Origin of the sequence: Saccharothrix sp. HUAS TT1, assembly GCF_040744945.1 — a bacterium.
Lineage (GTDB): Bacteria > Actinomycetota > Actinomycetes > Mycobacteriales > Pseudonocardiaceae > Actinosynnema.
The window spans coordinates 6,847,129-6,868,347 of the sequence record NZ_CP160453.1; the positions used below are offsets into that span (position 1 = coordinate 6,847,129).

The following is a 21,219-nucleotide window of genomic DNA, read 5'->3' on the forward strand; positions in this document are numbered from 1 at the left end:
AAAGAACTGGGGCGACTCAACCCGCGCGCAGCGCGTCCGCGATCCGGTCGGCGACCAGGGGCGCGGTGCGGAACCCCGCGCCGCCGCTGGCCGCGCGGGCCCAGACGGCCGGTCCCACCCGGACCAGGTGCGCGTCGCCCGTGCGCGCGTCCACCGCGTAGTGGCAGCGCTTCACGGCGGCGACGGCGTACCGCTCCACGTCGGCCAGGATTCCCGCCGCCATGACCCGCTCGGCCCACCGGGCCTCGTCATCGTCGTCTTCGTCGTCCACACCGGACACCTCGCGGCAGACCGCGTCGGTGCTGACCTTCAGCATCGTCCCGCCGCCGGACGGCATCAGCCACGCGCGGCCGTCGGCGCCGATGCGGCCCGCGCTGGGCGCGGTGTCCCACCACCCGGCCAGCTCGTCGGGCGGGCGCAGGTACACCATGGTCTGCCGGTGCAGCACGGTCGGCAGGTCCACCAGGGACCTCGACCACGGGCCGCCGGCGACCAGGGTCAGGTCACCCTGCTCGACCGTGCCGTCGGCCAGCGCCACGCGTCCCGTCGCCGGGTCGACCGAGGACACCTCGCACCACGGGCGCAGCCGGGCCGCCGGGTGCTCGTCCAGCCACCGCGCCGCGGTCCACAGCACACGGTCGGCCAGCAGCACGCCCGCGTCGAGCTCCAGCACGCCGAGGGAGCCCGCCGGGAACCGCACGTGCGGCAGCTCGTCCGGTTCGACGAGCTTGACCGCAAGCCCCGCCTCGGCGCCGAACCCGGCGACCGACGCGGCCCGCCCGTCCGGCCACGCGGTCACCACGCCGACCCGGCGGTAGAAGCCGGCGTCCGGCCGCGGCCCGCACAGCAGGGCCTCCAGCTCCAGCCACCGCTCGTGGGCCGACGCGGCCAGCCGGGTGCCCTCCGGGTCGCTCGGGTCGAGCGCCCGGATGGCCCGGTGCTGGTCGAACGAGCTGGCGCCCGGGTGCGGGATCGGGCCTCGGTCCAGCACCGTCACCAGGTGCCCGTCCCGCACGCACCGGATGGCGGTGAGCAGCCCGGTGACGCCCGCGCCGACCACGACCACCCGTCGGCGCGAGCCCTCCCGCACCGGTCTCGGCCGGGCGTCCTCGGTCATGTCATGCCGTCCACTCGGGCAGCCGCGGCAGGCTCGCCGGCGTGACGGTCGTCGCGCCCGCCCCCGTGGGGATGTCCGTGTCCGGCAGCGCCTTCTCCGCCAGGTCGATCAGGATCGGCGCGGCGCACCGCAGCACCACCTCCACCTCGTGGCAGAAGTCGCCCTCCTGGCCGGGCTGGACCGACCACCGGGCCAGCCGGCCCAGCTGCTCGGCCAGCACCTCGGCCGCGCGGGTGATGCTGAAGCAGTCCAGCTCGTAGCAGGCGGCGAACCGCTCGACGATCCGGGCGGCCGCGGCGCGCGACCGCTCGGACACCGGCAGCGGACCGCGGCCGGTGAACCGGTCCACCTCGTCCGCCACCCGGTTCCACGGCGCGACCAGGCGCGTGGACGTCACCCGCTCCAGCGCGGCCCGGCTGAAGTCGGTGCGCTGGTTCTCCGGGCTGGTCGCGGCCAGGTGGAACCTCACCAGGTCGCGCGGCACCTCGGCGACCAGCTCCCGGCCCCACACCACGTGGCCCCGGCTGGTGGAGAACTTCGAGTTGTCCAGCTCGTAGAACTCGTTGGTGACGAACTCCTCGGGGAGCAGGTACCGCCCGTCGGCGGCCAGCAGCATCGCCACCGCCGCCACCGCGAACGGGTAGGTGTTGTCGAAGCCGAGGAAGTAGACGACCTTCGTGCCGGCGTCGGCGAGCCACATCTCGTCGTCGGCGGCGAGCGGCACCCCGCGCCGCTCGGCCGACAGCGTGCCGCAGTAGATGCTCCAGGCGGCGGGCTCGGCGTTCGGGTTGATCGTCTGGCCGGCGACCTCCGGGAACGGCGCCGGGATGCCCCACGACGTCGGGTACGTCACCGGGTAGTCCGGCAGCGGCCGGGACAGCATCTCCCGGATCGCCTGCGCCATGTGCGGCCGCATCGCCCGGCCGTGCACGGCGAAGTGCTCGCGGATGCGCTCGCGGTACTGCTCCATGGGCAGCACGAGCACCTGCGCCTCGCGCAGCTCCAGCGGGTCGTCCGGGTTGATCGTCGACCTGGGGTCGATCAGGTCGCCCGCGGCGACCGGGTGGCCGCAGCTCTCGCAGAGCCCGGCGCAGCCCTCCGCGAGGCACAGCGGGCAGCCGCCCTTCACGAAGCCGTCCACCAGGTACTCGCCGGTCGCCGGGGAGTACGGGAAGGTCATCGTGCGCAGCTCGAACTTGCCCGCGGCGTGCAGCCGCTCGACGAACCCGAGCACCGCCTTGACGAACCGGTCCTCGTCGCCGGTGTACCCGTCGACGTCGATCCCGACGGCCGCCAGCGTCGACTCGATCTGCTCCGCCGAGCGCGCCACCAGCTCCTCCGGCGGCACGCCCAGCCGGTGGGCCGTGGTGACCACGTAGGTGGAGGTGTCCTGGAAACCGGTGGCCAGCAGCACCTCGCGGCCGGTGGCCCGCAGGTACCGGGCGTGCACGTCGGCGGCCAGGAACGGGCCGGCGACGTGCCCGAGGTGCAGGTCGCCGTTCGCCGTCGGGGCCGGCGAGATGATCAGCGTCGGCCGGCTCACCGCGACTGCTCCTCGTGCCGGGCGAGGAACTTCTCCGACATGTCGGTGTCCCACCAGACGCCGTAGTACTCGAAGTCCTCCGCGCCGCCGTTGACGACCTTGTGCGTGCAGCCCGGGGGCAGGTGCACGATGTCGCCCGCGACGAAGTCGTGCCGCACGCCGTCCACGTCCAGCTCGGCGGCGCCCTTCATGGCGATGAAGATCTCGTACTCGTGGTGGGAGTGCGGCGTGGACTCGGTACCCGCGCGCAGGACGCACCAGGCGCCCTCGAACGGGGCGTTGAGCGCGGGCCAGGGCAGCAGGCGCTGGCCGTCCAGGCCGTACGCCGGTTCGAGGTTGTCCCGGTCCAGCTTGCGGATCTCGACCATGTCGTCACACCTCCGCGGTGACTTCGGCGACCGTGCGGCGGTCCAGCAGGTCCTCGGTGATGTCCCGCGAGCGGTGCGCCAGCACGCTGATCAGCGAGTCGGCGATGCCGTGCGTCTGCTCGTTGACGCCCTGGAGGTAGATGGCGCCCCAGGCGGAGTCGCCGAGGTCGACCCGGTAGCGCCGGCTGACGTTGACGTCGGTGAGGCCCATCCGGTCCGCCAGGTCGCCGACCATCGCGGGCATCCGCGGGTCGTACCCGGTGCCGAGGAACACCGCGTCGCAGCGCAGCGGCTCGACCTTGCCGCTCTTGCGGTCGCGCAGGTCCAGCACGATCTCGTCGCCGTCCGCCCGCGCCCCGACGACCTCGGTCAGGCTCCGCACCGAGGACCGCTGCCGCCCCAGCATCTTCTGCTGGTACAGCATGGAGTAGATCTCCTCCAGGAAGGGCGGCGCGAGGCCCGCGTAGTTGGTCAGGCGCATCTCGTCGAGCACCTGCGACCGGGCCTCCGGGAGCATGGTGTAGAACTCGTCGACGAACGACGGGTAGAACAGCTCGTTGACGAACTTGCTCGTCTGGTAGTTCTGCAGGCCGATGGCGCGCAGCACCAGCGTCGGCTCGCTGTCCGGGAAGTCCTGGTGCAGCGCCATGAACATCTCCGCGGCGCTCTGCGCGCCACCGATGACCACCGGGCGCATCGGCCGGTCGGCCGGCGGCGTCAGCTGGGCGATCCGGCCGGAGTACTGGGTGCTGTGCACCACCCGCTCCTTGGGCAGGTCGCGGAACACCTCGGGGACGTGCGCGTCCCGGCCGGTGCCGACCACCAGGTCGCGGCACGTGATGGTGTCGCCGTCGGCCAGCGTGACGGTCCACCCGACGACCGAGCCGTCCTCGGCGTACCGCGGGTCGATCCGCTCGGTGCGGGCGTTGTAGCGGATGCGGACCTGCTCCAGGCCGTCGGCGACCCACTGCTGGTAGGCCGAGAGCTGCCAGCGGTAGGGGTTGAAGGTCGACAGGTTCACGAAGTCGTCCAGCTGCCCCTGCTGGTGCAGGTAGTTCAGGAACGAGAACCGGCTCTGCGGGTTGCGCAGGGTCACCAGGTCCTTGAGGAACGACACCTGGCTGCGCGCCCACGGCAGCAGCAGGTTGCGCTGCCACTTGACGTCCGGGTACTGCTCCAGCACCAGGGTGTTCTCCGCCAGCTGGCGCACCCCGGACTCCTCGACCGCGACGGCGAGCGCCAGGTTCGACGGCCCCGCACCGATCATGAGAACTTCGACATCTTGCCCAGTCACATTCCCCACCTGACTACTAGGTCGGCTCACCCGCCGGGCCGAGGCCCGCGGGTCGGATGTTCCCGCGCGCCGGGCGTCGCAGGGCCCGGCACGGCTTCCGGTCTGGCACCGGCACGGCGTGGCCCACGTCGCGGTCCGCTCGGACCGCCGGGCGCCTCACGCCGGAGGGACCTCTCCCGGTTCGGGCGCCGTCGGCTCCGGGTCCACAGGAGACCGACGTCGACCGGACCGGGGAGGGACGATCAGCTCTTCTTGCCGCCGCCGATGACGCCGAGCGACAGCGCGAAGGAGGGCTTGCTGCCCAACAGGTACGCACCCGCGGACTGCAGGATGCGGTCCTGGGCCACGACGTGCTGGCACATCGTGTTCGTGTCGCGCAACCACCGGTCCATGGGCGACCGCTGGTAGATCGACGAGGTCTGGAGCAGGTCGTACAACCGCGACACGATCGAGCGCGCGGTGCGGAAGGCGTGCCTGCGGGACAACGGGAGCGCGGCCCGCTCGTCCGCCGTCAGGTCGTCCAGGGCGCCGCCCGCCGACAGCACCTCGTGCTGCCGCCGCAGGGCGCCGTACACCGCGTGCCTGGTGGCCGCGAAGTCGGCCTCGCACTCGGCGATGGTGACCTGGGTGCGGTAGTCGTCCGCCATCGCGCCGCCCGGGCCCACCTTGGTCGAGGCGATCTCCCGCACGTGGTCGAGCGCGGCGCGCGCCACGCCGAGCGGCACGCCGGGCATGTTGCGCATGTGCACCTCGGGCTGGGCCAGCGGGCCCTCGCCGTTGCGCACGGTGTCGAAGGTGACGGTGCGGTCCTCGGGCACGAAGACCTCGGTGATCGAGTAGTCGCAGCTGCCGCTGCCGGCCAGGCCGGTGGTGTGCCAGGTGTCGATCACCTCGACGTCGGCGCGCGGCACGATGAACAGCTTGGAGTCGTGCGGGTCGCCGTCCGCGCCCGGCTCCGGCTCGCCGTCGCGGTAGATGAACGCGCCGGAGATCACCCAGTCGGCGTGCGTGACGCCGCTGCCGAACTGCCAGCGGCCGGTGAGCCGGTACCCGCCGGGGACCAGCTCGGCCCGCCCGGTCGGGAACAGCAGGCCCGCGGTGACCATGTCCAGGCTGGTGAACATCTCCTTGGCCACGGCCTCGTCCAGGAACTGCGCGTACAGCCCGGAGTCCGAGCCGATCATCGCGCACCAGCCGGCCGCGGCGTCGCCGTAGGACAGCGCCTCGATCACCTCGGTCTGCTCCACCGAGTTCAGCTCGGGACCGCCCCAGTTGCGGCCGAAGCCCATCCGGAACACACCGGTCCCGCGCAGCAGCTCGACCAGGTCGGCGGGCAGGCGGCGCGCGCTCTCGATCTCGGCCGAGCGCTGGCGCAGCAGCGGCGCGACGGCCTTGGCACGGGCCAGGATCTCCGCCGCGGGCGTCTCCGCGGACACCGGGTCGGTGCCCACCCCGGTCGTGCCGGTCTGAACATCTGTGGCTGTCATCCGCTCGCTTCCCCTCGGCTGCGCTGATGTCATCCGATTCAAACCAGCGGATTCGTTGACTGGAACCGTTGACCGGATCAGACAATCAACCGGACAGGACGCCGCGGTCGGCGGCAGTGGTCTGGACATCCGCCGGCGCCGTCACCGGATCGCCTCCTCACCGCGTGCGATCAGGTGCGCCGCGACGACCGCCCGCCACGGCCACCACCCCTCGGCCGCCCGCTCCGGATCGCCGACGCCGAGGTCGCGGGATGCCCGGCGGACGGCGGGGGCGTCCGCCGGGAAGGCGTCCCGGTGCCCCAGGCGCAGCGCGATCTGCTCGGCCGCGCCCCGGCCGATCCCCTCGACCGCCGTCAGGCCGGCGACCAGGTCCGCCGAGGACGCGCCGCCGTCCAGCACGACGTCGCCGTCGGCCACCCGCCGCGCCAGCCTGCGCACGGTGTCGGCGGCGTCGGTCGGCAGGCCGATCCCGGTCAGGCCCTCCTCCGCCAGCACCTCGGCCGAGGGGAACAGGTGCGTCAGCCCGTGCGTCAGGCCGGGCACCGGCAGCCCGAGCCGCCGGACCAGCGCCCCCGTCCGGGCCCTGGTCGTCGGCAGGTCGCCGTGCTGCGCCACGACCGCGTGCACGGCCACCTCGAAGGCGCCCCACGCTCCGGGCGCCCGCAGGCCGGGCCGGGCCGACAGCAGCGGCCCGACGACCGGATCGGCCGACAGCGCCTCCACCGCCGGGCCGGTCTCCACGTCCACCGCGACCATGCGGCTCGCCCGCTCCACGACGTGGATCAGGCCCTCCCAGTAGGGCAGGTGCGCCCACAGCACGAGGTTGTCCTGCTCGCCGGGGTGCACCTCCAGCAGGCCGGCCTCGCCGTCCAGGCTGATCGTGCGGCGGTACACCCGGCCCTCGACCGACTCGACGCCCGGCACCGCCCTGGCGGCCAGGTGGTCGAGGACGCCGTCCCAGTCGAACGGCGGGCGGAACGGCAGCCGCATCGCCAGCCCGCCGTCGGCGGCCAACCGGTCGGCCCGGCGCCGGCGCAGCCGCAGCTCGCTCGGCACCGCCCGGAACACCTGGCGCATCTCGCGGTTGAACTGCCGCAGACTGCCGAAACCGGACGCGAAGGCCACATCGGCCACGGCCAGGTCGGAATCGTCGAGCAGCCTGCGCGCGAAGTGCGCCCGGCGCGACCGGGCGAGCTGGTCGGGGGTCACCCCCAGGTGGTCGTTGAACAGCCTGCGCAGGTGGCGCGGCGACACGCCCAGCCGCGCGCCGAGGGTGACCTCGGTGCCGCCGTCGAGCACCCCCTCCAGGATAAGCTGCACCGCGCGGCACACCAGCTCGGGCGCGTCGGGGCCGACCGGACCGGCGACCCGGTACGGGCGGCAGCGCAGGCAGGCGCGGAACCCGGCGGCCTCGGCCGTCGCGGCCAGCTCGAACGTGCGCACGTTCTCGGCGAGCGGCCTGGCCGGGCACCCCGGCCGGCAGTAGATGCCGGTGGTCACCACCGCCGTGAACGTCGTCATGCCGCAGGCATACAGGGATCGCCGCCCGGCCCGCTACCGCGAACGCCGGGATGTCCGCATCTGACCAGACACCTCCGGGGCGGCTCGGCGATCCTCATAAACGCGCTCACACCGCGTTGGTCGTCCCACCGCAGGAGGTCCTGTGCTCACCAAGGTCCTGTCGATCCCGCTCAAGCCCGGCAAGCAGTCCGAAGCCGAGCAGCTGGTCCGGCGGTTCGCCCTCCTGGGCCCCGAGCAGGAGCCCGCGACGCTGTCCTTCCGCGTGTACCGGAACGTGACGCGCCCGGACTACCTGCTGCTCGTCGGCAACTTCGCCGACCAGGACGCCTACGACGCCCACACCGGCTCGCCGGCGTACCGGGAGCTCATGGCGTGCGGGCTCGCCGCGTTGGCCGTGGAGGTCGTGGAGTCGGACCACGAGATGATCGTCAGCATCTGAGACGCCCCGTGTACCCGCCGTCACGTCGGGTGACCACAGGCCCGACGTGACGGCTTCCCACCCCCGCAACCGCCATCCGGGTGATCCTCCCCGGATGGTCGGAGGTTGATTGTTCGGACCGATCAACTCTGCCGTTCAACCTCGTCATCGGCTGGAATGGCCGCGGCGCACCACCCGTGGCGCCCGGCCCGGCAGGGCCACCGAAGGCGGCGATGACGGAGACAGACCTGTGACTGGCACGGCAGAAGACCTGTCCGGCGCGGCGATCCTCTCGCGCACGACACCACCCCTGCCCGACGCCTGCGCGTTGACCGGGGGGAACACCGGATCACCCCGCCGGGAACCGCCCGCGCTGAGACGGCGGCGGCGGCCTTCCCCCACACCCGTCCAGCCGATCGCGTGACCACCCCGCGCTCGGAGCTGGACGCCGCCACCCGGTGAACCGGGGTCGGCCGATCACTTCGTGATGCCGCACGTGCCTGCCGCCTGGGGAGTGCGGCCGTGCCCAGCGGCTATCCGAAGACCGCATGTGCCCATCAGTCCGTCGTGGCCCGCCGATCCGCCGGCCGGATCGACGCGGGCACTATCGGCGGTAGTGGTGTTCCGACGTCCGACGGAGTCGTCGGCTCAAGGAGGGGGATCAGCCATGGCGAGACCGGAGAAGCCCGTGGACGTCGGCAGCGGGGTGGCCGCCACGTTCGCCACGGAGCTGCGCCGATTAAGAGCGTGCGCCGGCAACCCGACGTACCGGGAGATGGCGCGCTCGGCGTTGTTCGCACCGTCCGTGCTGTCGAACGCGGCCAGCGGCACCCGGCTGCCGACGTTGCAGGTGACGCTCGGTTTCGTCGCCGCGTGCGGCGGTGACCGGGAGGAGTGGCGGCGGCGCTGGATGGAAGCCGCGAACGTCGCCAACACGGACGCGCCGTCCTGGGGCCGATATAGGAGCTCGCCCCAAGACCGGGGGATGCCCCGGCCGGCCCAGCTGCCGCTGCGATCCTGGGGGTTCGTCGGCAGGCAGCGCGAGTTGGACCTGCTCCAGGTGCCCGCGTCCAGCCCGGCGGTCGTCACCGGTCCGGTCGGGGTGGGCAAGAGCGACCTGGCCCTGCACCACGCGCACCGCGTCGCCGCCGACATGGTCGACGGCCAGCTGTACGCGGACCTCGGACCGCTGAGCGGCACCGCTTCGGACGCCGGGTTCGTGCTGGACGGTTTTCTGCGGGCTCTGGGAGTGCCCGCAGACCACCTGTCCGGCACGGTCGACCAGCGCGCGGGGCTGTACCGGTCCCTGCTGGTGGAGCGCAGGCTCCTGGTCCTGCTGGAGAACGTCCGCGACGAGCGCCAGGTGCGCCCGCTGCTGACCGAGTCCCGGCACAGCCAGACCCTGGTGGTCAGCCGCAAGCCGCTGCTGGGCCTGGACGGCGTCCGCCGCGTCCGGCTGGACGTGCCGTCGCGGTCCGACTCGCTCGCGATGATCACCGCGGCCGTGCCCGAACGGGCCGAGGCCGAGCCGCGCGAGTGCGACCGGCTCGCCGAGCTGTGCGACGACCTGCCCCTGGCGCTGAACATCGCCCTGCGCAAGCTCGTCGCCCGGCCGGACCTGCCGCTGCACCGGGCGAACGCCAAGCTGGTGGAGCGCGACGGCGCGCTGAACTGGCTCCGCATCGGCGACCTGTCCCTGCGCGAGTCGCTGAACTCCGCCTACCAGGAGCTGGGCGGGGCCGCCCGGACGCTGCTGACCCGCATCGCCCGCCTGCCGTTCCGCTGCGACCCGGACTCGGTCGTGCACGAGGGCGGGGAGCTGGCGGAGGAACTGGTGGAAGCCGGTCTGCTGCGCCGCGGCGACCACCCGGGTAGCTACCGGGTGGAGCGACTGGTGCGGGCGTTCGCGATCGAGGCGGGCGCGACCCCGACCGACCACTCCCACTTACCCCCGCCACCGCAGTGGCTCGACTCACCGCCGAGACAGGCGCGCCGGCACGAGCCGATCGACTGGAACGCCCTGCGGGGACGCCCGGACCTGGCGGACTGCCGCCCGGAGGTCATGGCGGGAGGCGCGCTGTCACCTCTCCGCATCGAACTGCCCACCCGCACCGCGGGCCGGGTGGAACCGACCATCCTGTGGGGCGCTAGAACCGTGCACTGACGCACCGAGCCGCGGCGGTCGTGCACCCGGACCTCGGGGGCGTGCTCGCGGACACGCCCTCACGACCGCTGTACCCGCCCCCACCCGGTCCCGATGTCGAACCCGCCGGCACTCCGACCCCGAGCCCCGTGCCGCGCCCCTCGCTCGCACCGAACCGGGCCGATCACGCGGTGCTCGCCGCATCGACGCGCGAGCACCGCCCTGAGGGGTCGACGCCTGGCCGTCGGCCGTTCGATTCTTGAAGAGGCAAACCACTGGTCGTGCGAACCAAGTGTGATCCATAACAGTGACTACCGATTTGGACCACAAAGAGACCACACGTCGCTCCAGCCGAGCAGGAAGTAGACGATTGCTCGACAAAGCGGTCAACCGCTCGACGCCAAACGGGTGAAGTGCGGTCAACCAACAGCCCGCACCCCGTCCCGTACGCGAAGATCCGAAGCGTGGGAAGCCCTGGTGAACCGGGACCGCGCGGCGACAGCGACCCGAACGACCCGCCGGATCGGCCGCACGTCAACATCACCCATGCAACGGCCAACGTGATGAGCGGCACGACGATTGGCCCGACGATACAGGCCAACGTGATAAACGGCGGGGTGCACGTGCACTACGGCCGCACGCCCGTGACGCTGCCCCACCGGTTCGGAGAGGTGCCTCCGCGCGCAGCAGGCTTCCAGGCACGTGCCGTTGCCGAATTAATCGGAAAAACACCGAACGAGGATGTCGAACCTCACGGCAGAAACACGCGAATGGCAGTGCTGTTCGGTTTAAGCGGAATGGGCAAGACGCAGTTGGCGGCCGCCTACGCCGAGCACGCCTGGAGTTCAGGCGAGATCGACCTGCTGGTCTGGGCAACCGCCGGTTCGCGCGATCTCGTCGTCGCGGAGTAAGCACAACTGGCCACCGAGCTGACCGGCATCGAGGACTCACAACCGTCTCGTGGCGCGTCACGACTGCTCTCCTGGCTCGCCACGACGAAGGCCCGCTGGTTGGTCGTGCTGGACGACCTGTGGAAGCCTTCCGACCTCGAAGGGTTGTGGCCCCCGCCCTCTCCGACCGGCCGCGCCTTGGTGACCACCAGACGGCGTGATGTCGCACTACAGGGTGACGGGCGGCACCCGATCGAGATCGGGCTGTTCACCTCGGAGGAATCCGCCGCCTACGTGCGCGCCCGCCTGGTCGACCACCCCCACCTGACGAATGGACTGACCGAGCTGACGCACGCGCTCGAACACGTGCCGACAGCACTGGCACGCGCCGCCGACCACCTGCTGCAGCGACACCTCTCCTGCGCGGAATACCTGGAACGGCTCTACAGCCGGCGCCGCGCCAGAACCCGGCCGGTCACCGCCCAGGACGCACAGCTGGACGAATCCCTCGAAACCGAAGCCGCAGCACTGGCGCTGTCGGTCGAGCAGGCCGACTTGGCCCACCCGGCCAGGTCGAAAGGCACTTCCTCCGACATCCGGATCGTCTGGTTCGACCCGGAGACGGGTGCGGCGAGCAGGATCTGGACGGGGACGAGCGCAGAGAAGATCAGCATTGACGAGGAATGGGACCGGCGCGTGCCGCCCGCGCACGATCACCCGCCGAGCACCATCAGCACCCACGACCGCGACGGCAGCATCCACCGGGTGGACGGCCCGGGAAGCGAGAACCGGAACGACTTCCTCACGCTGTGGAGCCGCCTCACCAAGATCTCCCTGGCCAGCCCCGGCCGGGCCGCCGTTCGCGCACACGGCATCCACAAGATCAGCAGTGGGAACAACACCGGATACGTCCAGTTCGACATCGCGGGCCGTTCCGCGCGGGTCCACTTGGACTACAAGTTCACCGACTACCGCCCTGAGCACGGTGTCATCACCACAACACACGTGCAGATCTACTGACTCCAGCACAAGTCGACGTACGCTCAGGTTGCGCGGCACGCCGACAGCGCTCTGGCCGCACAAGGCATCCCCTAAGGGTCGGAGATCATCAACCTCAGGGGTGGGCCGGATGTGACGGGTGGACGGACGGCCCTAGGGTCCTCGTGTGCCACTCATCGAGACCACGGCGCTGGGAATGCGCTACGACGGCAAGGTGACCGCTCTGACGGACCTGACGTTGGACATCGAGGCGGGCGTCGTCGGTCTGGTCGGGGTCAACGGCGCCGGGAAGACCACGCTGATCAAGCTCGCGCTCGGGCTGCTCACCCCCACCAGCGGGCGGATTCGCGTGCTCGGCCTCGACCCGATCGCGGACGGGGAGCAGGTGCGGGCGAAGGTCGGTTACATGCCCGAGCACGACTGCCTGCCGCCGGACGTGGTCGCCGCGGAGTTCGTCACGCACATGGCGCGGATCAGCGGCCTGCCCGCCGCGGCGGCGCGGGAGCGGGCGTCGGAGACGTTGCGGCACGTGGGGCTCTACGAGGAGCGCTACCGCCGGATCGGCGGGTACTCCACCGGCATGAAGCAGCGGGTCAAGCTCGCCCAGGCCCTGGTCCACGACCCCGAACTGCTGCTGCTGGACGAACCCACCAACGGGCTCGACCCGGAGGGCAGGCGGGCGATGCTCGACCTGGTGCACCGCATCGGCACCGAGTTCGGCATCTCGGTGGTGGTCTGCTCCCACCTGCTCGGCGAGATCGAGCGGATCTGCACGTCGCTGGTGGCCATCGACGCGGGCACCCTCCTGCGCTCGGCGACGCTGTCCTCGATGACCGAGCACAACGACCTGCTCGTGGTCGAGATCGACGAGGGCGCCGAGCGGCTGGCCGACGCGCTCGCCGCCGGGGGCGTGGACGTGCGCCGCCGCAACCGCGTGCTGACCGTCCGCCTCGGCGAGGACGACGGCGCGGTGTACGACCTCATCCGGGACGCCGTCGCGGACCTCGACCTCAGCCTGCACCGGCTCGAACGCCAGCGGCACCAGGTCGCCGACCTGTTCCGCGACCGCCCGGCCGAGGAGGTGTCCCATGTCTGAGTCCGGCGTCATCCACGACATCGGCTACCAGCGCTACACCGGCCCGAGGCTCGGCCCCGGCTACTCGGCCCGCGCGCTGTACACCCACAGCGTCCGCAGCGCCTACGGCCTCGGCCGCAGCCCGTGGGCGAAGGTGCTGCCGATCGGGCTCGTCGGCCTGGCCGGCATCGCCTCGCTGGTCATCGTGATCATCAACAGCCAGCTGCCCCAGCCGGTGCTCGACTACGTCGGCATCGCCTCCACCTTCACCTTCGCCGCGACGGTGTTCGTCGCCGTGGTCGCGCCCGAGCTGGTGTCGGTGGACCTGCGCACGAACCTGCTGCACCTGTACCTGTCCCGCCCGCTGGGCCGGGCGAGCTACGCGCTGGCCAAGGTCGCCGCGCTGGCCACCGCGACGTTCCTGATGCTCGCCGTGCCCATGCTGATCATGTTCATCGGCATGGCCTTCAGCACCGACGACGGCGTCCCGGGTGTGCTGGAGGAGTTCGGCGGACTGCTCGTCGGCCTCCTCGCCGCGGCCGTCCACGCGGTGCTCCTGGCGGCGCTGGGCCTGCCGATCGCGTCGCTGTCGGGACGCCGGGTGTTCACCACCGGCATGATCATGGCGGTCTTCCTGCTCACCGCCCCGATCTCGGCCGTCCTGCGCGAGCTGGACTCCGGCGCGATCGGACAGCTCGCCGGGCTGCTCGACCCGACGAGCCTGCTCAACGGCGTGGACCAGTGGTTGTTCGGGGCGGACGTCGACCTCGCCCCGATCGGCTCGTTCGGACCGGTGTACGGCCTGGTCACGGTCGCGCTGGCCGCGCTCGGCACGATGGCCGCGGTGTGGCGGTACAAGGGGGTGAGGTCGTGAACGCCGTGGAACTCGCAGGGGTCTCCCGCTGGTACGGCAACGTGGTCGCGGTCAACGACGTGACGCTGTCGATCGGCCCGGGGCTGACCGGCCTGCTCGGGCCCAACGGCGCGGGCAAGACGACCGTGCTGCACCTGATGGCGGGCCTGTTGGAGCCGTCGCAGGGCAAGGTCACGATCGGCGGGGAGCCCGCGTGGACCAACCCGGCCGTGTACCGCAGGCTCGGCCTGGTGACCGAGCGCGAGAGCGTGCCGGGATTCCTCACCGCGTGGGAGTTCGTCCTGGCCGGCGCCAAGCTGCACAAGCTCCCCGACCCGAGGGCCGCGGCCCGCGCCGCCCTGGAGACCGTGGACCTGGTCGACGCGCAGGACCGCCGGATCTCCACCTACTCCAAGGGGATGCGCCAGCGGAGCCGGGTCGCCGCGGCGCTGGTGCACGACCCGGACGTGCTGCTGCTGGACGAGCCGTTCAACGGCATGGACCCCCGGCAGCGGATGCACATGATGGAACTGCTCGACGGCATGGCCGGGAAGGGGCGGACCATCGTGTTCAGCTCCCACATCCTGGAGGAGGTCGAACAGCTCTCCGGCACCGTGCAGGTGATCGTGGCGGGCAGGCTCGCCGCCTCCGGCGACTACCGGCACATCCGGCGGTTGATGACCACCCGCCCGCACGTGTTCACCATCGCCTCCTCCGACGACCGCCTCCTCGCGACGGCGCTGATGGCCGAGCCGTCGGTCTCCGGTATCAGCATCACCGAGGCGGGGCTCCAGGTGCACACCAGCGACTACGGCGCCTTCACCCGCGCCCTGGCCAAGCTCGCCAAGGCGCGCGACATCCGGCTGACCACCATCCTGCCTTCGGACGAGTCCCTCGAGAAGGTCTTCTCCTACCTGGTGACCACATGAACCCGACGATCATGAGCCTCACGGCGAGGGCGCTCCTCGGCCGCAGGCGCGTGCTGCTGCTGCTCCCCATGCCGATCATCCTGCTGGGGCTGACCCTGCTGGCCGTCACCGAAGAGGACGAGGCCGCGACCCCGTCCGACTGGGGCCCGCTGGTCTTCTCCAACCTCGGGCTCGCGGTCGTGCTGCCGCTGACCGCGTTGATCGTCGGCAGCAGCGTGCTCGGTCTGGAGATCGACGACGGCACCATCACCCACCTGATCACCAAGCCGCTGCCGCGCTCGGAGATCATCCTGTCCAAGCTCCTGGTGGCCTGGCTGGTGACCACCGCGGCCACCGCCCTGCCGCTGGCCGCCGCGGCCGTGATCGCGGGTTCCGGCGCGCTGGCGGTCGGCCTGGTCGCCGGCACGGCCCTCGGCGCGCTGGCCTACAGCGCCCTGTTCCTGGCCCTGAGCGTGATGACCAAGCGCCCGGTCGCGGTCGGCCTCGTCTACATCGTGCTGTGGGAGAACCTGCTGGTGTCGTTCGTGGACGGCGCCCGCGTGTTCAGCATCCGCCAGCACGCGGCGGCCATCGCGGACGCCATCGGCGACACCCCGCTGATCTCCTCGACGCTGTCGCTGCCCACGGCGTTGATCATGGCGTCGGTGTTCGCCGTGGTGGGCGCGGTCGGCGCCACGCGGAGGCTGCGGACGTTCGCGCTGACGGGCGAGGCGAACTAGGAGCTGTTCGGCTCAGCCCGCCTGGGGACCGGCCGAGCCCGGCCGCCTCAGCCCGCGCCTTCCGACGCCGCCTGCAGGTGGCACGGTCACGACCGGCAGACGTGCCCGCGAGAGTCTCCCCGGCGACCGCCAACCCGGCAGATTCGTGATGCGCTCGCACGATCGTGGAGTCCACGCTCACCAACTCCGACCCGACCTGCCCGCGAGAGGCGGCCTCGGCGATCAACGCGTCCATCAACGCCTGGAACACCCCCGCCCTGGCCCAGGCGTTGAACTGCTCCCGCACCCGCCGCGGCAACGGCCCGGTGGCCGCCACCAGCAGGTGCGGCTCGATCAACGCCCACTCGGCATCGGTCAGATCAAAACGCGCCACACCCGTGTTCTACCAGCCCCACCAGCACACCACCTGGCTCGACCTGGATCCGAACCCCGAACAGCGGTTCGCGCCGTCAGAGCAGTGACGACAGCACGTGCTCCTCGGTGACCACCAGGCCCGTGGTGGTCATGACCTCGGCCAGGTCGGGGTCCCAGGCGGCCTCCGCGGGGCGGCTGGTCAACGTCGGCAGGTCGACGCCCCGGGCGATCAGCGTCGCGACGGCCTCGCGGTAGTCGTTCGCCGACATGCGCCACGCCGTGCCGCCGGTCCAGGCGAGGACGTCGTTGGTCGCGCGGATGCCGTCCGGCGTGAAGTCGTTGTGGCAGCGGACCACCTTGCCGGCGAGGTGGTGCCTGGCCTGCGCGGTGAGGCCGTTCGGGAGCACCACCAGCGGGCCGGGCACGCCGGATTCGAGCAGGCGCGGGCTGCGGACGACGGTGACCTCCGGCGCTTCGAGGGTGTCGTTCAACGTCAGGTAGCCCTGGGAGGTCAGCACGGGGTTGCTGTAGGCGTCCTTGAAGATCCCCGCCCGCTCCCAGGTGGTGCCCATGAGTTCGAGCGCCTTGCCCACGATCCGGGCGAGCGGCTGCCCGTCGTCGAGGTCGTTGCCGGCCAGGGCGAACCGGGTCGTCGTCGGACCGAGCCTGCCGAGCACCGCGGCGGCCTGGTTGGCGAGCATCGGCAACGCGGGCCGCGGGATCCGGCCGTACCGGCGCACGTGCGCGATCCACGGTGCGGCCCACGGTTCGTGCAGCAGGTCGTGCTCGCGCAGCGCGAACTTCAGCACGGCGTCGGCCGTCGACGCCTCCCCCTCCGCCGTGGCCATGCCGATCGGCTTGCCGTGCAGCGCTTCCAGCACCTCGACCAGCGTGCTGCCGTGCGCGCGGACGTGCTCGTCCAGGCGTGCCAGGGAGATCTGCCGGCGAGCCGGGTGCGCGACCGGCTTGCGCAGCAGTTCGGCGAGCGCCGCGGCGGTCTTCCCGTCCTCGACGCGGAGGCTGAACGCGGACCGGCCGCCACCCTCCAGGGTCTCGCGGGCCAGCCGCCACAGCTCGGCGAGCTCAGGTTGGTCCAGGTGCACCGGCCGAGCCTAGTTCCGCGACCCGGACCGCGCCCACGCCGACCCGGTCACCGGCCGGCGGCGGACACGAAGATCCGGGCGAGCCTCCCGGTCTCCCACTGCAGGCCGAGCCGGTGCTCGGCGAGGTCGTAGTTGACGGTGACCTCGCCGGTGGCGCGGTTCTCCCAGCTGTTGTGCGCGAGGGCGCCGTTCGCCCGCAGGTAGGCGTCGACCGGTCCGCGCTGCCCGTCGAGGTCGAGCCCGGAGATCACGCGGTCGGCGCCCGGGCAGAGGCCGACGTCGACGGTGACCTTCCGCACCAGCCCGTCGAGCAGCACGACGTCGACGCCGTCGTGCCCCGGGGCGACGGGGTCCAGCGCACCCTGCCGGACGCTCGAACCGGGGAAGGTCCCGCGCAGTTCCGCGTACGGCGCAGAACGCTCGGACGCGCCGAGAGCGGCGTACATCGTCGCGATGACGCCGGTCAGCGACGTCCCGGGGACGGCGGGCAGGTCGTCGGCCGGGGGCTCCCCGGTCTTCCGGGACACCGGTCGCGGGTCCCGGCCACCGAAGTCGGCCACCCGGTCCCAGATCCAGTCGGCCATCGACTCGGCGACGGGCTCGTCGGGCTGTCCGGGCCGACGTCGGACCAGCGCCCCGAAGGCGACGGCGACCAGGTACGCCCCGGCGTCGTCGGTCATCACCTGCTCCCAGACCTCGTTCTCGGGCCAGTCCGGGTGCGCCGCCGGGTCGGCCTCGATCGCGGTGGCCTCGGCGATGATCTCGGCCGCCGACATCAGGCGGAACGGCTCGGCCGGTCCCCAGGCGGCGCCGGAGCCGGGCTGCTGGCCGTCGTGCCAGGCCACCAGGTCCTCCGCGACCATGGAGCCGATCTTGTCGACGTCGGCGGCAGCCGCGTCCTCGGCCGAGAGCGAGATCCCCGGCCGCAGGGTGGCCCGCAGGTCGGCCGGCATCACCTCGTCCAGCGCCGCCAACGCGGAGGCCAGGTCGGTGCCGAGCACCTGGTCGCGGAGTTGCCGCCACCCCAGCTCGATCACCCCGGTGCGGCGGATGTCCTCCAGCGTGATGTCCTGGGCGTGGGCGTTCTCGACGATCCGCAGCATCGTCCGGGCCGTCCCCACCAGGTTCTGCAGCAGCTCCTCGGTCGGGTCCTCGCGCAGCAGCCGCAGGCCGAGCCGTTCCGCGTCGGCGAACCGGTACTGCACCAGGTAGGCCCAGCCGAGCAGCAGGGCGACCCAGGAGTTCGCCGCGTCGGCCCGGATGGCCTCCTCGGCCGCGGGGGCGAACCGGTCGGGTGGCGCGAAGCTCCTCAGCAGGTGCACCGCGCGCGTCCCGAGCGCCCTGGGCAGGTCGTCCGGCGCCGTCCGGGAGCACAGCGCCACCGCCTGGTCGAGCCGGCGCCACCCGTCCTCGTGCTCCCCGCAGAGCGCTTGGGCGGACCCCAGCTCCATCCAGTCGGACCAGTCCTCGTGCTCCTCGGCCAGCACGGTGCGCGCCCACCGCAGCGCCTCGGGGTGGTCGTGCTCGGCGAACGCCAGGTGCCGCAGGGCGCGAGCCGCGTTGACGAACTGGCCGTCACGGCGCCCGGCGACCCGGAGGTAGAGCCGTCGCGCCTCGACGGTCTCACCGCAGACCTCGCGGTGGTTGCCGAGCAGCAGCGACACGCTGCTCCGCTCCGGCTGGACCGCGAGCACCCGCAGCGCCAGCTCGGCGACCTCGGGGTGCGACGGCTGTGCCGCGAACAGCTCCCAGGCCAGGTCCAGGGTCCGTTCCACGGCGTCGACGTCGGCGTCGGCGGGGGCGGGGGCGTCGCGCCCGAAGTCGCTCATCGCATGCCTCGCTTGATCCGGTACGCCCGGAGCTGGTCGAAGGTGCCGTCGTCCACTCCGTACTCCAGCACCGGCGCCACCTGGTCGAACCAGGACGTCGTGGACGGGGTGATGCCGCCGACCGCGGCCAGCACCGCCTCGGTGGTGACCGGCACCAGCGCACCGCTGTTCATCGACTCGACCATCGCCTGCTGCAGCACGGTGGTCGTCAGGTGGCCGAGGTCGGCGCCGGAGAACCCCTCGGTCGCCGCCGAGACGGCGACGACGTCGACACCGTCGGCCGGCTTGCCCGCCAGCGCGCCCCGGACGATGGCCGCCCTGGCGGCCGCGTCCGGTGGCAGCACCAGCACCGTCTTGTCGATCCGGCCCGGTCGGCGCAGCGCGGGGTCGATGTCCCACGGCCGGTTCGTCGCGGCCAGGAAGTAGACCCCGTCGTTCGCGCCGGCCACGCCGTCGAGCTCCTCCAGCAGCTGGCTGACGAGCATCCGCATCGACTGCGACCCGCCGCCGCCGGAGGTGCGCCGCCCGCCGAGCGCGTCGAACTCGTCGAAGAAGATCACGCACGGCGCCGCGGCGCGCGCGTTGCGGAACACGCTCCGGATCGCCTTCTCGCTCTCCCCGATCCACTTGCTGAGCAGGTCGGCGAGGGTCACGTGGATGAACGACGCGCCGAGGTCGCCGGCGATCGCCCTGGCGATGAACGTCTTGCCGCAGCCGGGTGGGCCGTACATCAGCAGCGACCCGCCCGGCTTCTGCCCGAACGCCGCCGCCAGCTCGGGGTTGCGCAGCGGGGCCAGGAACGCGCTGTCCAGGTGCCGCTTGACCTCGGCGAGACCCGCGACGTCGGCCAGCGTCACCGCCGGGCGCTCGGCGTCCCACAGCGACGCCGACCCGGCAGCGCCGCTGTCACGGCGGTCCTCGTCGGCCGGGGCCGGGACCGGGTTCGAGTGGCGCATCCGCGCCGCCACCAGCCGGGCGCGCAGCAGTCGGACCCGCGCCGGGTCACCGCCGGAGGTCTCGAACGCCGCCAGTTCGGCGGCGGCGCGGTCCGGGTCCCGCTCCAGCAGCAGCGTGACGAAGTCCTCACGCAGGGCGAGGTTGCCGGGGTCGGCCGCCACCTCGTGCGCGATCACCTCGACGAAGCCGTCGTCCGGGTCGACGCCGCTCACCGCGCGTCCCCGTCGACCCAGCGCTTCAGCAGGCCCAGGTTCGCCAGCGGGATGTAGTGGCCGATCCGCGGGTGGTCGAGCGTCACGCCGAAGACGCCCACCTGGCCGAACGAGGCGACGTAGTCGATCGCGGCGGGCACCGGCACACCGAGCAGCGGCGCCTCGCCGCCTTCCGGGTCGACCAGCCCGAGACCGCGGGCGGCTTCCCGCGCCCGCTCGGCGCTGCTGTAGAGGCAGATCATCGGGCGCTGCTCGAAGGCCACCCCGTAGGGACGGGGTTGGTCGGCGGAGCCCCGCGCGATGAAGAACCACCGGTCCAGCGCGGCCACCTGCCGCCACAGCGCGACCTGCGCCGTCGTGTCGCCGGCGGGCGCCGCTCGGACCGCCGCGTCGAGGCGGTCCAGCTCGGCCACCGCCTCGGGGCTGTTGTCTGCCGTCATCCGGTTCTCTCCCGTTCGAGCCCAGCCGGCCGAGCCCGCGATCCTGGAGGCGCGGACCTGGCCGGTTCCCGGACAAGAGACAAGCACGCCGTCCGTCGTGGCGAACAGGCGGCCGGGTGCGCGGGGGTCGCGCGGCTACTGCTGCGAGATCTTCGGGTGACCCTCCGACGCCTGCACGACGACGATCCCCCGCCCGGTCAGCCCGAGCTGGTACGCCTCGCCCGAACCCCGGCCGATGGCCGCGGCCAGCTTCGCCGTCCGGCGGATCGAGGACTGCAGCGACGTGGACCACAGGACCGCGGACTGCATGTCGACGTGCGTCGGCACGTCCACGTCGAGCACGACCGGCGTCCCGTACGCCGTGACGGCGAGCGCCCCGGTGCCGGTGAACGTGGTGTTGAACAGGCCGCCGCTGAGCATCGACGCGCCCTCGACGCGGTTGATGTCCCACTTGAGCGTGCTCTCGAAGGCCAGCACGTTGTTGCCGTTGACGGTCACCCCCTCGTCCTCCAGGTGGATGATGAACACCTCGTCGGCGTCCCGGGCGAGGAAGACGTCGCCGCTGCCCGACACCTTCATCAGGGACATGCCCTCGCCGGTGAGGGCCTTTTTGAACAGCTTCCCGATACCGCCGCTGCCCTCGTAGGCGAAGTCGACGTCGCCCTGGTAGGCCACCATCGACCCCTGCTGGGCGAAGAAGAACCCACCGGTGCCGGTGAGGTCCACCTTGAGCATGCGGTCGTTCTGGAGCTGGAAGCTGCCGGGTTCGACGGACCGCTCCGAGTGGTCGAAGAGTGAGCTGCGCATGGTCCGATGGTGTCAGGTGGTCGACCGGGCCCGCACCTCGGAGCGGAACGGAGGTCACCGACTCGGTGCGGTCGGGCGGCGGGGCGGTGATCGGTAACGCCGCGTCGATCGCGGCGACATCGTGGTGAACGCGCAAGAAGCTCAGTGGACCAGGGGTGAGC

At 72.3% G+C, this 21,219-nt stretch carries 20 protein-coding genes; 9 read left to right on the forward strand and 11 right to left on the reverse strand.

Annotation, left to right across the window (positions count from 1 at the left end; all coding sequences use genetic code 11):
- Positions 1–16: 16 nt before the first annotated feature.
- From AB0F89_RS30640 to AB0F89_RS30665, 6 genes are all read right to left on the reverse strand, one after another.
- Positions 17–1,117, reverse strand: coding sequence for an FAD-dependent oxidoreductase (locus AB0F89_RS30640; protein WP_367129127.1), 1,101 nt, complete (start codon positions 1,115–1,117; stop codon positions 17–19).
- A gap of 1 nt (position 1,118) precedes the next feature.
- On the reverse strand, positions 1,119–2,660 hold the full coding sequence (locus AB0F89_RS30645; RefSeq protein ID WP_367129128.1) for a class I tRNA ligase family protein: 1,542 nt from the start codon (positions 2,658–2,660) through the stop codon (positions 1,119–1,121).
- Positions 2,657–3,028 carry a cupin domain-containing protein gene (locus tag AB0F89_RS30650; RefSeq protein ID WP_367129129.1) on the reverse strand — a complete coding sequence of 124 codons (372 nt, stop codon included), beginning with the start codon at positions 3,026–3,028 and terminating at the stop codon, positions 2,657–2,659. Before AB0F89_RS30650 ends, AB0F89_RS30645 begins: the two co-directional genes overlap by 4 nt.
- Positions 3,029–3,032: 4 nt before the next feature.
- Positions 3,033–4,322 carry a lysine N(6)-hydroxylase/L-ornithine N(5)-oxygenase family protein gene (locus tag AB0F89_RS30655; protein WP_367129130.1) on the reverse strand — a complete coding sequence of 430 codons (1,290 nt, stop codon included), beginning with the start codon at positions 4,320–4,322 and terminating at the stop codon, positions 3,033–3,035.
- Positions 4,323–4,564: 242 nt separating this feature from the next.
- On the reverse strand, positions 4,565–5,809 hold the full coding sequence (locus AB0F89_RS30660) for an acyl-CoA dehydrogenase family protein (RefSeq protein WP_367129131.1): 1,245 nt from the start codon (positions 5,807–5,809) through the stop codon (positions 4,565–4,567).
- A gap of 141 nt (positions 5,810–5,950) precedes the next feature.
- Positions 5,951–7,330, reverse strand: coding sequence for an AlkA N-terminal domain-containing protein (locus tag AB0F89_RS30665; protein ID WP_367129132.1), 1,380 nt, complete (start codon positions 7,328–7,330; stop codon positions 5,951–5,953).
- Positions 7,331–7,472: 142 nt separating this feature from the next.
- Between AB0F89_RS30665 and AB0F89_RS30670 the strand changes: the two genes are divergently transcribed.
- The 9 genes from AB0F89_RS30670 to AB0F89_RS30710 all read left to right on the forward strand — a co-directional run bounded on the left by AB0F89_RS30670 (position 7,473) and on the right by AB0F89_RS30710 (position 15,817).
- Positions 7,473–7,769: a putative quinol monooxygenase gene (locus AB0F89_RS30670; RefSeq protein WP_367129134.1), complete on the forward strand. Its 297-nt coding sequence runs from the start codon at positions 7,473–7,475 to the stop codon at positions 7,767–7,769.
- A 646-nt stretch (positions 7,770–8,415) separates the two neighbouring features.
- A complete protein-coding gene (locus AB0F89_RS30675; RefSeq protein ID WP_367129135.1) occupies positions 8,416–9,912 on the forward strand; it encodes an NB-ARC domain-containing protein in 1,497 nt (498 codons plus the stop codon).
- A 443-nt stretch (positions 9,913–10,355) separates the two neighbouring features.
- Positions 10,356–10,802, forward strand: a complete 447-nt coding sequence (locus AB0F89_RS30680) for a hypothetical protein (protein WP_367129136.1) — start codon at positions 10,356–10,358, stop codon at positions 10,800–10,802.
- Between the two features lie 27 nt (positions 10,803–10,829).
- On the forward strand, positions 10,830–11,801 hold the full coding sequence (locus tag AB0F89_RS30685) for an NB-ARC domain-containing protein (RefSeq protein ID WP_367139055.1): 972 nt from the start codon (positions 10,830–10,832) through the stop codon (positions 11,799–11,801).
- Positions 11,802–11,946: 145 nt separating this feature from the next.
- Entirely contained in the window at positions 11,947–12,876 is a 930-nt protein-coding gene (locus AB0F89_RS30690) for an ABC transporter ATP-binding protein (RefSeq protein WP_367129137.1), read from the forward strand.
- A complete protein-coding gene (locus AB0F89_RS30695) occupies positions 12,869–13,729 on the forward strand; it encodes a hypothetical protein (RefSeq protein WP_367129138.1) in 861 nt (286 codons plus the stop codon). Before AB0F89_RS30690 ends, AB0F89_RS30695 begins: the two co-directional genes overlap by 8 nt.
- A complete protein-coding gene (locus AB0F89_RS30700) occupies positions 13,726–14,637 on the forward strand; it encodes an ABC transporter ATP-binding protein (RefSeq protein ID WP_367129139.1) in 912 nt (303 codons plus the stop codon). The genes AB0F89_RS30695 and AB0F89_RS30700 overlap by 4 nt, the downstream gene beginning before the upstream one ends.
- Positions 14,634–15,356 carry an ABC transporter permease subunit gene (locus AB0F89_RS30705; RefSeq protein WP_367129140.1) on the forward strand — a complete coding sequence of 241 codons (723 nt, stop codon included), beginning with the start codon at positions 14,634–14,636 and terminating at the stop codon, positions 15,354–15,356. The genes AB0F89_RS30700 and AB0F89_RS30705 overlap by 4 nt, the downstream gene beginning before the upstream one ends.
- A 164-nt stretch (positions 15,357–15,520) precedes the next feature.
- Positions 15,521–15,817 carry a hypothetical protein gene (locus AB0F89_RS30710; protein WP_367129141.1) on the forward strand — a complete coding sequence of 99 codons (297 nt, stop codon included), beginning with the start codon at positions 15,521–15,523 and terminating at the stop codon, positions 15,815–15,817.
- Here AB0F89_RS30710 and AB0F89_RS30715 read toward each other — a convergent pair.
- The 5 genes from AB0F89_RS30715 to AB0F89_RS30735 form a co-directional block, all read right to left on the reverse strand.
- A complete protein-coding gene (locus AB0F89_RS30715) occupies positions 15,806–16,813 on the reverse strand; it encodes a DUF2399 domain-containing protein (RefSeq protein ID WP_367129142.1) in 1,008 nt (335 codons plus the stop codon). The two genes, AB0F89_RS30710 and AB0F89_RS30715, sit on opposite strands and share 12 nt — an antisense overlap.
- A gap of 47 nt (positions 16,814–16,860) precedes the next feature.
- Positions 16,861–18,642: a tetratricopeptide repeat protein gene (locus AB0F89_RS30720; protein ID WP_367129143.1), complete on the reverse strand. Its 1,782-nt coding sequence runs from the start codon at positions 18,640–18,642 to the stop codon at positions 16,861–16,863.
- Positions 18,639–19,811, reverse strand: a complete 1,173-nt coding sequence (locus AB0F89_RS30725) for a 26S protease regulatory subunit (protein WP_367129144.1) — start codon at positions 19,809–19,811, stop codon at positions 18,639–18,641. The genes AB0F89_RS30720 and AB0F89_RS30725 overlap by 4 nt, the downstream gene beginning before the upstream one ends.
- The gene (locus AB0F89_RS30730; protein ID WP_367129145.1) at positions 19,808–20,251 is read right to left on the reverse strand and encodes a hypothetical protein; all 444 of its coding nucleotides are present in this window, start codon (positions 20,249–20,251) and stop codon (positions 19,808–19,810) included. The genes AB0F89_RS30725 and AB0F89_RS30730 overlap by 4 nt, the downstream gene beginning before the upstream one ends.
- A 135-nt stretch (positions 20,252–20,386) precedes the next feature.
- Entirely contained in the window at positions 20,387–21,058 is a 672-nt protein-coding gene (locus AB0F89_RS30735) for an AIM24 family protein (protein ID WP_367129147.1), read from the reverse strand.
- Between the last annotated feature and the right edge of the window lie 161 nt (positions 21,059–21,219).